At 43.7% G+C, this 12,104-nt stretch carries 17 protein-coding genes and 1 other RNA gene; 7 read left to right on the top strand and 11 right to left on the bottom strand.

Features of this window, described 5'->3' with window-relative positions:
• Window positions 1–511 (bottom strand): rod shape-determining protein MreC (gene mreC, locus F6K49_RS26205; RefSeq protein WP_293101346.1); only part of this gene is annotated, 511 nt, incomplete at its 3' end.
• Between the two features lie 130 nt (window positions 512–641).
• The gene (locus F6K49_RS26210) at window positions 642–1,649 is read right to left on the bottom strand and encodes a rod shape-determining protein (RefSeq protein WP_293045218.1); all 1,008 of its coding nucleotides are present in this window, start codon (window positions 1,647–1,649) and stop codon (window positions 642–644) included.
• Window positions 1,650–2,027: 378 nt separating this feature from the next.
• Here F6K49_RS26210 and F6K49_RS26215 point away from each other — a divergent pair, with 378 nt between their 5' ends.
• Window positions 2,028–2,393, top strand: coding sequence for a single-stranded DNA-binding protein (locus F6K49_RS26215; protein WP_070393269.1), 366 nt, complete (start codon window positions 2,028–2,030; stop codon window positions 2,391–2,393).
• A 289-nt stretch (window positions 2,394–2,682) separates the two neighbouring features.
• On the opposite strand, the gene ssrS is transcribed toward F6K49_RS26215, so the two are convergent.
• Window positions 2,683–2,865, bottom strand: a non-coding RNA gene (ssrS, locus tag F6K49_RS26220) — 6S RNA.
• Window positions 2,866–2,989: 124 nt separating this feature from the next.
• Here ssrS and F6K49_RS26225 point away from each other — a divergent pair.
• Complete coding sequence (locus tag F6K49_RS26225) at window positions 2,990–3,493, top strand: CRR6 family NdhI maturation factor (RefSeq protein WP_293047111.1); 504 nt, start codon at window positions 2,990–2,992, stop codon at window positions 3,491–3,493.
• A 246-nt stretch (window positions 3,494–3,739) separates the two neighbouring features.
• On the opposite strand, the gene F6K49_RS26230 is transcribed toward F6K49_RS26225, so the two are convergent.
• Complete coding sequence (locus F6K49_RS26230; protein ID WP_293101349.1) at window positions 3,740–4,702, bottom strand: glycosyltransferase family 9 protein; 963 nt, start codon at window positions 4,700–4,702, stop codon at window positions 3,740–3,742.
• 127 nt (window positions 4,703–4,829) lie between these two features.
• Between F6K49_RS26230 and ispD the strand changes: the two genes are divergently transcribed.
• On the top strand, window positions 4,830–5,534 hold the full coding sequence (ispD, locus tag F6K49_RS26235) for a 2-C-methyl-D-erythritol 4-phosphate cytidylyltransferase (protein ID WP_293101353.1): 705 nt from the start codon (window positions 4,830–4,832) through the stop codon (window positions 5,532–5,534).
• Window positions 5,535–5,615: 81 nt separating this feature from the next.
• Complete coding sequence (gene nfi / locus F6K49_RS26240; protein WP_293101357.1) at window positions 5,616–6,281, top strand: deoxyribonuclease V; 666 nt, start codon at window positions 5,616–5,618, stop codon at window positions 6,279–6,281.
• 153 nt (window positions 6,282–6,434) lie between these two features.
• Here nfi and F6K49_RS26245 read toward each other — a convergent pair whose 3' ends face one another.
• The 4 genes from F6K49_RS26245 to F6K49_RS26260 form a co-directional block, all read right to left on the bottom strand.
• On the bottom strand, window positions 6,435–6,788 hold the full coding sequence (locus tag F6K49_RS26245) for a hypothetical protein (protein ID WP_293023949.1): 354 nt from the start codon (window positions 6,786–6,788) through the stop codon (window positions 6,435–6,437).
• Between the two features lie 27 nt (window positions 6,789–6,815).
• Window positions 6,816–6,995 carry a hypothetical protein gene (locus tag F6K49_RS26250; protein WP_293023951.1) on the bottom strand — a complete coding sequence of 60 codons (180 nt, stop codon included), beginning with the start codon at window positions 6,993–6,995 and terminating at the stop codon, window positions 6,816–6,818.
• Between the two features lie 317 nt (window positions 6,996–7,312).
• Window positions 7,313–7,504, bottom strand: coding sequence for a DUF2949 domain-containing protein (locus F6K49_RS26255; protein ID WP_293023953.1), 192 nt, complete (start codon window positions 7,502–7,504; stop codon window positions 7,313–7,315).
• An 875-nt stretch (window positions 7,505–8,379) separates the two neighbouring features.
• Window positions 8,380–8,946: a DUF192 domain-containing protein gene (locus F6K49_RS26260; protein ID WP_075900041.1), complete on the bottom strand. Its 567-nt coding sequence runs from the start codon at window positions 8,944–8,946 to the stop codon at window positions 8,380–8,382.
• A gap of 233 nt (window positions 8,947–9,179) precedes the next feature.
• Here F6K49_RS26260 and F6K49_RS26265 point away from each other — a divergent pair, with 233 nt between their 5' ends.
• Entirely contained in the window at window positions 9,180–9,413 is a 234-nt protein-coding gene (locus F6K49_RS26265; RefSeq protein ID WP_293023957.1) for a hypothetical protein, read from the top strand.
• Here the strand turns inward: F6K49_RS26265 and nblR are convergent.
• Both nblR and F6K49_RS26275 read right to left on the bottom strand, forming a co-directional pair.
• Complete coding sequence (nblR, locus tag F6K49_RS26270) at window positions 9,366–10,061, bottom strand: response regulator transcription factor NblR (RefSeq protein WP_293023959.1); 696 nt, start codon at window positions 10,059–10,061, stop codon at window positions 9,366–9,368. The two genes, F6K49_RS26265 and nblR, sit on opposite strands and share 48 nt — an antisense overlap.
• Before the next feature lie 269 nt (window positions 10,062–10,330).
• Window positions 10,331–10,531: a hypothetical protein gene (locus F6K49_RS26275; RefSeq protein WP_293023962.1), complete on the bottom strand. Its 201-nt coding sequence runs from the start codon at window positions 10,529–10,531 to the stop codon at window positions 10,331–10,333.
• A 259-nt stretch (window positions 10,532–10,790) separates the two neighbouring features.
• Here F6K49_RS26275 and F6K49_RS26280 point away from each other — a divergent pair, with 259 nt between their 5' ends.
• On the top strand, window positions 10,791–10,955 hold the full coding sequence (locus F6K49_RS26280; protein ID WP_293023964.1) for a hypothetical protein: 165 nt from the start codon (window positions 10,791–10,793) through the stop codon (window positions 10,953–10,955).
• Here F6K49_RS26280 and F6K49_RS26285 read toward each other — a convergent pair.
• Complete coding sequence (locus tag F6K49_RS26285; protein ID WP_293101360.1) at window positions 10,947–11,531, bottom strand: hypothetical protein; 585 nt, start codon at window positions 11,529–11,531, stop codon at window positions 10,947–10,949. The genes F6K49_RS26280 and F6K49_RS26285 overlap by 9 nt on opposite strands.
• A 244-nt stretch (window positions 11,532–11,775) precedes the next feature.
• Here F6K49_RS26285 and F6K49_RS26290 point away from each other — a divergent pair.
• On the top strand, window positions 11,776–12,104 hold a 329-nt coding region (locus tag F6K49_RS26290; RefSeq protein ID WP_293023967.1), incomplete at its 3' end, for an Rpn family recombination-promoting nuclease/putative transposase.

Genomic DNA, 12,104 nt, shown 5'->3' on the forward strand with positions numbered 1-12,104 from the left:
CTTGTCCACCCAAAAAACCCATGCTACGGCTACGGCTGATCACGGCACCTACCTTACTAGTGGGGTCACTGATCAGCAAGGCACGACTGGTGTGGGGTGTCACGCTAACGACTCTACCCACTACACCCCCAGGTGCCATAACAACGAAGCCCTTTTTGATCCCAGCTTCACTCCCTCTTCCCAGAATGATTTCTTGCCACCAACTATCAGCGCTACGTCCCACAACAGGCGCAACAATTCTTAGTTTATTCTGGGTTTTTTTATAACCTAACAGCTCTTTTAGCTTCTGGTTTTGAGTTTTGAGTTCCTCTACCTGCTGTTGTAGTTCCAGTGTCCGCGCATTAGAGAGGCTTTCTTCTTTAGCAGGTAGCGATTGAAAAGGGCGGCTTATCAATTGATAGATTTCAAAAATTGTTGCACCCTGAGTTCTTCTAAGTAACCAAGCAGCAATGAGGGTAAGACTCCCCAGCATAATTGCTACTCCATGTCTCCCCCACCAGCGACGCAGCATGTACATAGCCTATCCATAAAATAGTCAGATTTTGGCTAACCAGTAAGTTTTTACACTAGCCACACTCAATCTACACTCTTCATATATTTAAGAAAAATACTCTTTAAGGTTGATGTTTAATAGCTGACCACTACATATTACGGGAACGCCCACTAAACACCCGCTCTAACTGTTTGTAGTTCTCTAATACTCGACCAGTTCCCAAAACAACACAGCTGAGGGGATCAGCTGCCACATGGGTGACAATGCCACTTTCATGACTAATAAGTGTATCTAATCCTTTCAATAAAGCACCACCACCCGCCAGCATAATACCTCTATCAATAATATCAGCCGCTAGCTCGGGGGGAGTCCGTTCTAGAGTGCGCTTAACAGCATCAACAATAACAGAAAGGGGTTCTGCCATACTTTCACGAATCTCTGGTCGTTTGATCGTGACAGTTCGTGGTAAGCCAGACAGCAAGTGTAATCCTCGCACCTCCATGGCAGCTTCATTATCCTCAGGTGTTGGATAGGCTGAGCCAATGCGGATTTTGATGTCTTCTGCTGTCCGTTCCCCAATCACTAGGTTATGGACTTTTTTCATATACTGAGTAATCGCTTCACTCAGTTCATCTCCCGCCACACGCACTGATTCACTTAGAACTGTTCCCTGCAAACTGAGAACTGCTACCTCAGTGGTGCCTCCACCGATATCAATAATCATGTTACCGGTTGGTTCTGCTACAGGTAATCCAGCACCAATGGCTGCTGCTACTGGTTCATCAATTAACCTAACTTCTCTAGCACCAGCCTGTAATGCGGCTTCCATGACGGCTCGTCGTTCCACACCTGTAACACCGCTAGGGATACCAATCACAATCCGAGGTGAAACTAGGGCTTTGCCTTCGTTTACCCGCTGGATGAAGTGCTTCAGCATCAGTTCAGCGGTATCGAAGTCGGCAATCACACCATCCCGTAAAGGACGTAGGGCAACTACATTACCTGGGGTTCTTCCCAACATCTTTTTTGCCTCTTCGCCTACGGCTAGAGGAAGCTTTTCGTCTTGATCAATGGCAACCACAGAAGGCTCTTGAAGAACAATGCCCTTACCAGATACATAGACTAAGGTGTTAGCTGTACCCAGGTCTATACCCATGTCCCGTGACAGGGAAAAGTGATTCAAAATACTCACTAGTTTCTACGCCTCACAAAATGCTGTGTACAACCGAAATTGCACCGGAACTGTAACTGAGGTGGATTCTATTATGTTTTTTCCAGTTAGTCTAGTACGCTAGTACACTAGGTGATCATGATTCTCCGGATACTATTTGGAAGAAATTTCTGCAAATACACCTAGCTGCAAATACATAACGGTTTCACCGGCTCAAGTTAAGCTCAAGTTGACTAGAATACTCTGGATGATTGACTTGCTTCGGTCACTTAAAATAAGTCTTAAAATAAGTTAGTAATTGTTATACACCAGCTCAATCTGCTATTGTAGAGCCATAATCAGTACAAAAGTACCAATATAACTATGAGTCTCAATGTTGTCCATTTAGTCGGTCGTGCAGGTACAGACCCAGATGTTAAGTATTTTGAGTCTGGCGGTGTATTGTGTAAACTGGCCCTGGCAGTGAGACGACGGACACGCAATAGTGATCAGCCTGACTGGTTCAACTTAGAGATTTGGGGGAAGACGGCGGAAGTAGCTGCTAATTATGTGCGTAAAGGTAGCTTAATTGGTGTAAAAGGGTCTTTGAAAATTGACACTTGGAGCGATCGCACCACCGGAGCTGATCGCTCACAACCTGTGATCCGAGTAGAGCGCCTTGATTTACTTGGCTCTAAGCGTGATAGTGATCCGAGCGCTGTAAGTAGCTATGATAACACCGAATTTTGAATAGTTTTGATTTACACTCACACCTCTTTACTAGTCTAGCTATTAGCTTCCCAGGAAGCTAATAGCTCATGAGTATAGGTAACGCGAGTTCTTCCTTCGGTCGTCGCCCTAAGTATAAGCTAAAACACTTATGGCTAAAATACTTATGGTTAAAATACTTAGTTCTACTGCTTAACTAATGCTATGAACTAGATGTATTGCTTTTCAGCCAATTCCTGTGTAATGGTTATTACTTACCAGTTGCCGATCACTAGTTGCACATCCTTAAGACCACATTTTCTGATCCTACAGGTTCACCAAGAAGCCGTCTTACCTCAGTTTATGACCTGGCTAACCAGGTGGGCACCGTCGAATCTCGCTTGAAGTTTCTGGGTATTTTCCCAGTCTACTGCCGCCAATCCGATTAGTTCCCTTATATATATGAGCATAGATCAAAAAACACTATTGGCAGTCACCAACTTCCCAGTAAAACCTGCTGACTCTATTGTAGTAGTTGATCAAAATATGTGCAACATCTAGGTGTTTGAGCACGGAAATGCCTAGCAGGAGAAAATAGTGTAAGACTTGACTGATTTTATTGATATTGGAACTATTGCGTGACTACAATCATTTCCTTAAATACTAACCATTTCCAAACCTTAGACTTGTCTCCAGCTCAGACAGTGATTGAAGGGTGGCTGCAAGACGGTGCGATCGCAAACTATGAGCAGCAGCTAGGCTTTAAGATTGATTTTGATTGCGATCCTGAGGATCCTCGGGAATTCTCAGAAATGCCAGAGGTGCGGTTATGGTTTGTGCGCTTGGATGCTACCTATCCCTGGTTACCTTTTCTACTAGATTGGAAATCTGGGGAATTCGTCCGCTATACTGCTATGCTAGTGCCTCACCAATTTAATCGTACAGAAGGCATCCAGTACAACTCTGAAGCCTTAGAAATCTTCGTGATGCAGAAAATCTTTGTACTAAGTCAGTGGTTAAAGGAGTGGGGTATACAGAGCCCATCCCGCCTCAAGTCGATGGCTCAGTTACTCGGCTATGAACTAGATGATACTTTGTTTAATCTGATCGAGACCTCAGGGGGTGATATCAAGTCTGGTTGAATACCCATCATAAAAAAGATGGATAGAAAGATGGGGAGATGAAGCCGGGGCTGATCAGTATAATAAATGCTATCTTGGCATAAGAAATACTATGAATGGGCAGCTTATGGCTGTGCAAAGTATAATGTCACATCGGGTTGATGATCATCTCAATCAACCCCTATAGCGTCAGCTTCCCATCTTAAACAGAGTTTGGGGAAAAGAGAAAAGCGGCTGATGATTTCCTCAAGACATACTGGAATTATACTAGCTACCCCAAATTTGCTCTAATACAGTTTCCGGTTTGATATCGGCAATCCGACCGGTAGGTGATTGAATACCGTATACCCCCTCCTTGGCAGGTAGTAGTTTGTTTGCCTCTGTCGGACCAAACAAGGCAATGGTAGGAGTACCAACAGCTACAGCTAGATGCATCGGTGCACTATCGGTACACAGCATCAAATTAGCACCAGCAATCATGGCTGCCAATTTACCAATATCTTCTGGAGCAGTAACCTTGAGGTCACGATGGTCCTCCATCATCGCCTGGCACCATTCTGCATCCTCTGGCCCTTTTAGCAAGACAATGGGCAAATCGGGTTGTTTTTGGCGAATGTCTTCAACAATCTTCTGCCATTTCTCAACTGGGTAGATTTTATCAATTCCTTGGGACAGAGCGAGTTTACTAGAACCGCCATGAATAAGAATGTAGCCAATTTCTGGAATCTCTAGCTGTTGCTGTTGAGCTTCTGCCCATTCAATATCTGATTTGGGAACCCTAACAGCGAGTTCTTGACAAGGAACGTTAATACCGAAACCTAGTAGTAAGTCATGGTACATATGGGCAGCATACTGCTCAGTTTTTAGGGGCACAGGGTTGGTAAAAAACAAATCCCTTGAACCAGCTTGGTAACCAATTCGACGCACAATACCAGTCATCCAGAGCAACAGCCCAACTGACCACCGACGTCCTAGGGTCATGGCAGCATCGTACTCGCGATCGCGGATCACTCCCAACAAGTTACCAAAATCTGCGAGACCATTGCGGTCTTTAAAATCAAAGGTTAGAACTTCATCGACTGACTGACAAACCCGATAAGCCCCCTTGGCTCGCGGTTCCACAATAACGTCAATCTCAGCTTGGGGATAATACTGTTTTAGTTGTGAGAGGGTGGGAAAGAACAGGATTTGGTCGCCAATTCCACCAGGAACAAGGGCTAGTATTCTCATCTCAAATTACTTGAGCTTACGGATCAGATTAATTTTAACTTGACGCTGGAAGGACTAATTCTGAATTCTATCGAGGGCATATTATCCTAAGCTCAGGCATGAAGCAGCAGCTAAGAGGTAGAAAATCGTGCATTTATTAATTCCAGCAGCCGGAATGGGACGACGGATGGGGAGCGATCGCAATAAGCTTCTTTTAACACTTCTAGGTAAACCAATACTGGCTTGGACACTGCTAGCAGCAGAGAAAGCCAGTAGTATTACCTGGATTGGGATCATCGGACAACCCTATGACTGGCCAGATTTTAAAGCAATTCTAGCTGAACTTGCCCTATCTAAACCTGTGGAGTTGATTGAGGGGGGGGAAACGCGGCAAGAATCTGTCTATAATGGCTTGCAGGCTTTACCAGCAGAAGCCGAAAGGGTGTTGATTCACGATGGTGCTAGATGCTTAGCTACCCCTGAGTTACTGGCACGGTGTGCCGAAGTCCTAATGGCTTGTCCCGGTCTAATTGCCGCTGTGCCAGTCAAGGATACGATTAAAGTGGTGGATGAAGCCAATCTTGTTCAAGATACACCCGATCGGAAGGGATTGTGGGCAGCACAGACACCCCAGGGATTTGAGGTGAAGTTGTTGAAACAGTGCCATGACCAAGGACGTAAGGCTGGCTGGGAAGTTACGGATGATGCCGCTTTGTTTGAACGGTGCAGCTTGCCAGTCAAGATTGTGGAAGGGGAGGAGACCAATTTGAAGGTAACTACCCCAGTAGATTTAGCGATCGCAGAATTTATCTTGCGCCAGCGTTTTGATCTCAGTGAGACCAAATCTAGTTAATTAATTAATTGATTATAATTAATCATCGTTTATGTTGCGCCAGGGAATGGAAAATTTCCACGTACCAAAAATAAAATTACTATGGACATCCAACAACGCCACCCTTGGCCAGTCAATAGTGAAGAAGCTAAAGCAATTCAACAACAACTACAACCTGAGGTAATTTTTGAAGATCAGTTGGGGGAAGTGCAGTATGTTGCGGGTGTAGATGTAGGTTTTGAGGAGGATGGCGCTATATCACAGGCAGCAGTAGCAGTTTTAAGCTTTCCCGACTTGCAGCTGAGGGAAAATGCGATCGCATCCAGACCCACTACCTTTCCCTATGTACCAGGCTTCCTATCATTCCGAGAAGTCCCTGTATTACTGGATGCTTTGGAAAAAATTAGCATTATCCCTGACTTAATTTTGTGTGATGGTCAGGGAATTGCCCATCCTCGTCGGTTTGGTCTTGCCTGCCATCTGGGGGTACTGACAGATATTCCCACCATTGGTGTGGCTAAGTCCCGATTCATTGGTTATCATGAGGAGTTGCCCGAAAACAAAGGTAATTGGCAACCGTTGAGCCATGATGGAGAAATCATTGGAGCCGTTGTGCGTACTCGGACTGGAGTTAAGCCAGTCTATGTTTCCATTGGTCATCGCATCAGCTTACCCACAGCAATTGATTATGTGTTGCGCTGCACATCTAAGTATCGATTACCAGAAACAACTCGCTGGGCTGATCAACTAGCATCAAAGAGAAGTTAGAAGTTAGAAGTTAGAAGTTAGAAGTTAGAAGTTAGAAGTTAGAAGTTAGAAGTTAGAAGTTAGAAGTTAGAAGTTTCCATTCTTAATTCTTCATTCTTCATTCTTCATTCTTCATTCTTCATTCTTCATTCTTCATTCTTCATTCTTCATTCTTCATTCTTTTGGTAATACCTCTTCTTCTAATCGATTAACCCGTTCCTTGAGTTCTATTACTAAGGTAGCAAGACGCTTAAACATTGGGTGTTCAGGGTCTACCCTGCTATAGGTATCAGTTGGTGATTGTATGTGGTGTTGACTGGGTCGATTACTGTCAGGAATTGACTGGCTGACCTGACGTAACTGAGACTCTAACTGATTGATTTTAAATCTCAAGTTAGTTATCTCAGATTCAAGAGAAGCAATCCGGGATTCTACAACAGTTATAGAAGCTGTGGCGGGTGGAACAAACTGTGAGATAAAAATTCCTAAGATTAATCCAAAACCGAGTATTACGATTGTTCGTTTCAAAGTACTTCCACCCCATTAGTTATCTTACTACCCATTATGACTATAGCAGTTTTCAATTAGGTGAGGTACAAATTTTTGGGTAATAGGTAATAGGTAATAGGTAATAGGTAATGGGGAATCCGGAATCGGGAATCCGGAATCGGGAATCGGGAATCCGGAATCGGGAATCGGGAATCGGGAACAGGGAAAAAATCCTGTGTACCTCATTAGGTTAGAACCCGCTATAGTTCATGTGGACTTTCATTGTAAGCATTGAACTATTAGCAGTTAGCTGAAGGGCTAAAGGCATACTATTAATGGCTGATAGCGGATAGCGGTAGGCTGAATAGTTACATTGATAGTTACATTGGGATAGCCAAGATCTAACAAAAAGAGCGAGTCACTTATGAAATCGCTCTTTTTGATAAGGGGATAAATAGTTAAGGACAAAGTAGAATTATAAATTTGTCTGAGGGATATTTTAACCCAAAGACATAGCTCCTTAGACATAGTTTGTCTCTCCTCCCTGATTGATTGATCAGGTTTTAGGCTGTTTCCAACCAGTCATAAATTTTATCTAATTGCTCCAGAGTTACCAAACCATACTGCCAAAGAATCATTGGCCAAAGTCCTGGATCTTGTTCCCGGTGTCGTTGTGCGATCGCAATTGAATCTCTTGAAATTGCTAACTCTTCTTGGAGAAAATGCAAGAATTTTGTATAGGTTTTTGGTGCCATTAGTTGTCTTTCACCTCCTTTAATAGGCTCTATTTTGGAATTAGTAATCTGAATGTGTAAACCATCAGTAGCCACTATCTCATCTGTCCACTAGGAAATTACAAGCGTCGGTTATAACTGACATAGAAACAGTCAGTAATTTTCAGGTTTTAAGGATAATTAATCCCATAGGAAAAGAGTTAACTTTCCCAATCATCACCCGACTAGGGTTTAGGATGACAGGACTAGCACTCTAGTACCCCTGTGTAAATTTTCAGGGTTACAAGGCTGATTACCTGTGTCCTAAATCACTGCTAACCTGAGATTTTCGTCAACCTAGAACAGCAATATTATGTGTCTTGATGCAGTCGCTCATGGGGGAAACCCCCGCAGGTCGGCGCTGCATCGCTTTCTTTCCAGTATCGAGATGAAATACCCTACTAGCATCACCCCTAGACCTTGCCAACACAGTGAGTTGGCAAGACCCTGGTAGCTCATATGGTTAAGTCAAGCAAAATTCGACAGTTTTAAATACACACTCCCTAAGGCGCTTGAGTGACAAGCGTCTGTCAAGTTAAAAACTTTGGCTGGCGTACGCTATAACTGACTACTCTCTCACACCATCAACTTAGCGATTCACCGCTAAGACTCAGTAGCGTCACCCCTACCCTTGTTTTCCCAACCTTGATTAATTATGTCAAGGGTAGCCATTAGTAATCAAGGGTATAGTCATTTGCGAGATTTTTACATCTGTCTTAGGAAAGATTACCCTAATTTAGCTTAATCCGCCAGAAGCCCCACGACAGAGGTAAGCATTTAACTATAACTCCGAAACGTAAGTAATCGCTTACTTCTGACTTCTGACTTCTTACTTCTAACTTGCGCGTAGCGCTATATTAGTTAGGTGCGGTAGTACTCCCATCCAGAAATTTGACATTTACCTGGTCACCTACTTTCAGACCCAGTTCAGCCGCACGTCCGCCACGAAGTTCAATCACTTGGTCAATAATTTTCATTCCTGGACCATAGGTAGGGCATTCATCGGTTTCGCAGGGGGGGACAGATTTTGCGATCGCTTTTACTTCCCCATTTCTTAGAAAGACCATATCCAGCTCGATTTTAACATTCTTCATCCAAAAGCTGACAGGTCGTGGTGGGTAGAAGCCAAATAACATGCCCCGATCCGGTGCTAGAGATAGGCGATACATCAACCCCATTGCCTTTTGCTCACGGGTCTGTGCCACTTCCAGCGAAATCCGCTCACCTGCGATTTCAGCTTCAGCAGAAATTGGTAACATTTGACCTAATTTGGTTGGTGATTGTGATACTGATGGCGCTGTTGCTGGCGGTTGACCAGATTTGACAGAGTTACTATTTATAGTGTCTTCTGGAACTGACCCTGCTGAACAGCCCATCAGTAAAATACTTAGTGCTATTGAACATAGAGTGATTTGAAACTTCATAGCCCTTTTCCCTATTATCAAGTATCAAGTATCAAGTATGAAGTGGGGAGTCGGGAGTCGGGAGTCGGGAGTCGGGAGTCGGGAGTCGGGAGTGGGAAGTGCGAACCATGGCATTGATTGGTTACTCAGCCACTAGTATAGTTTCACCCAACACCGTTCAAGCTCCAACTTCTAACCTCCAACCTCTAACCTCTAACCTCTAACCTCCAACCTCCAACCTCCAACCTTGGCCTTTGGCCACGCTACGCGAACAACCTCCAACCTTGGCCTTTGGCCACGCTACGCGAACAACCTCCAACCTTGGCCTTTGGCCACGCTACGCGAACAACCTTCAACCTTGGCCTTTGGCCACGCTACGCGAACAACCTTCAACCTTGGCCTTTGGCCACGCTACGCGAACAACCTTCAACCCCACAACCCTAAGCCTCCCGCAACACATAACCAACACCACGCACTGTCTGGATTAATCGCCTTTCACCTTCATCTTCTATCTTGAGACGTAAATAGCGAATATAGACTTCGATGACATTGGACTCTCCCATAAAGTCATAACCCCAAACATTTTCCAAAATTTGTTCGCGAGTTAATACTTCCCTGGGATGGCTGATCAAATACTTGAGCAGCTCAAACTCTTTCATGGTCAAATCAATAACCCGTCCATTGCGCATTGCTCTACGCTGGCTTAGGTCTAAAGTTAGTTCTCCAAACCTAAGCTGCTCGGAGCCTCCTGTTTTTGGCTCTAGATAAAGGCGCACCATTTTCACAAATGGTTCTGTGCGATAGGGTTTCAGGAAATAATCATCAGCTCCTGCTTCTATACAAGCCACTCGATCCTCTACTCGGTCATGAGCCATCAGCATGATTACAGGTACGCGAGAGCCTTCACGTCTGAGCTGATCGCATAATCTCAGCCCTGATTCTCCTGAAAGTGCTCTATCCACAACCACCATTGCTGGCTGGAGTTCACAGGCTTGATGGCAAGCAACGGTGGCATCAAGGGCAATGACGGTATGATAACCTGCTTCTTTCAAGTCCTGACTCAGCCGTTCCGCCAATATTTGATCGTTTTCTACAACTAAGACACAGGGATTCCTTTCCAGGGTCAGATTTGGCATAGATAATGCTTGTCAGCACAAGCTGCATATAACTATGGTGAATACCAACCCTGTTTTAGCATGTCCTCATTAAATCCTGCTGAGTGGGTAAGTTGTAAAAAAAATAGCCGTAGAAATACTATCCACGGCTATTTAAATGACTTATGTCACTTAGTTCCCAAACCGAAACTGATGTGATCCTATTTGATTGACCTTGGTCTTTCGGCCACCCTACGGGACCAGACCGGAGCCAAGGCTCTGGGGGGAAGCCCCCCCAGAAATTTAAGGTGTTATGGCAACAGCCAATACTTCATCATGGTTGTCTTCACTTCTCCTGGCGTTTCAGTAGGCTCCAGAGGGCTCCAGTCGGCAATCTCCCCATAGCCAAGGGAATAAAACCTTTGCATACTATAGATTACGGCTTGACGAGGACCTTTTAGAGTGTGCTCAACAGGTTGTTTCTTGAGGTTTTGGTTAATTTTTTTTGACATAAGTCGAAACTTGAAATCATTGTGGGTTTATATTGATTATTGTAATGATTATAGTTTAAGTTGTCAAGGGTTTTTAAAAATATTTTTGGGGAAGTTTTAGAGGTAATAAAAAAAAGCGATCGCTCTTAGCGGAAGCTGAGGCCTTTGGCCACGCGGGGCGCGTTCGCTTCATCGCGTAGGGTCTCTTTCAGAGAATACCGTAAGCTATCAGCTTAAGCGCTACGCGCACGCTACGCGAACAGCTATCAGCTATCAGCTAATGCGCTACGCGCACGCTACGCGAACAGCTAATACGTCGAAGCCTGTGCCACCAATTCCCGATTACCTATTACCCATTACCTATTACCTATTACCTATTACCCATTACCCATTACCCATTACCTATTACCTATTACCCATTACCCATTACCTTGTTTTAAGCTGACCGCTGACTGCTTACAGTTTGATTAATTTCAATTTCTTCAATCAAACGCTCAATATCTGTGATAGTTTTGCTAAAGTTTACTTGACCGATAACTTGCCATTTTAGTTGAAGCTTAGGGGTATTATTCAGATAATCGTAGCTACCTTCAAGGATAGTAATTTGGCTAATCGTGTGGGTTGTAGCTGTTTGTTGTGCTTGATAATTGTTAGCCGTTGATAAATTATAATTTTCGATTAGTTCTTTGTCGTTAGTTAAAATAACCCCTGTCGTCAGGGAAGCTAATTTTTCTAAGTTAGTTAGGTCAGCGTCGCAGATATCGATGAAAAATTCTTGTTGAAATTCCCTGCATGTAGTAATTATTGTGGGGTTTTGTTGCTCCGGATGTAACTGTTGTGGATGGGTTGATCTAAATGTTGAGGAAATTTCCCATTTACCGGGATAGATGCTGATGTGTGGTAGTGTTGTTGGTGATTCGGTAATGGGTTGAGCAACAATTTCTATTTGAGGTGTAGAGATGTCTTGAATTAGTTGTTGCTTAAGCTGCTCGCTGATTTGGGATAGTAAGTGTTGAATCATTTTTTTTAGATAATGGGTAATAGGTAATAGGTTATGGGAGTTAGGCAGCCGTTTTTGAGGTCTGATTCTGTGTGATTTTACAAACAACAGTCTCTAGGGTAAGGAATTGTTTCCTAGATTCAAGTATACATCCATATACGGGCGGGTTCCCTGCTTGTGTCTGGTTTAACTACATTAACCATTATCATTACCATTACGATTAATGTTACTATAGGTATAGCTATAGTTAAGTAATGACCTAAATGTGAAAACCGATACCATCTTCTATCGCCTGTTTCAATCGTTTCCCAGTATCTTCTTTGAATTAATTAACCATTCCCCTACAGAAGCACAAGCTTATCAATTCGCCTCTGTGGAAGTCAAACAACTAGCATTTAGAATTGATGGAGTATTCCTGCCGACAACCACCACAGCCCAACAACCGATTTATTTTGTAGAAGTCCAATTTCAGAGGGACTCTGAATTTTACTCCCGCTTCTTTACCGAAATTTTCATGTACTTAAACAAAACTAAACTCAGCAATGATTGGCGTGGTGTGGTGATTTACCCGAGCCGCAATGTGGATAAAGGAGC

It is taken from the genome of Moorena sp. SIO3I6 (assembly GCF_010672095.1).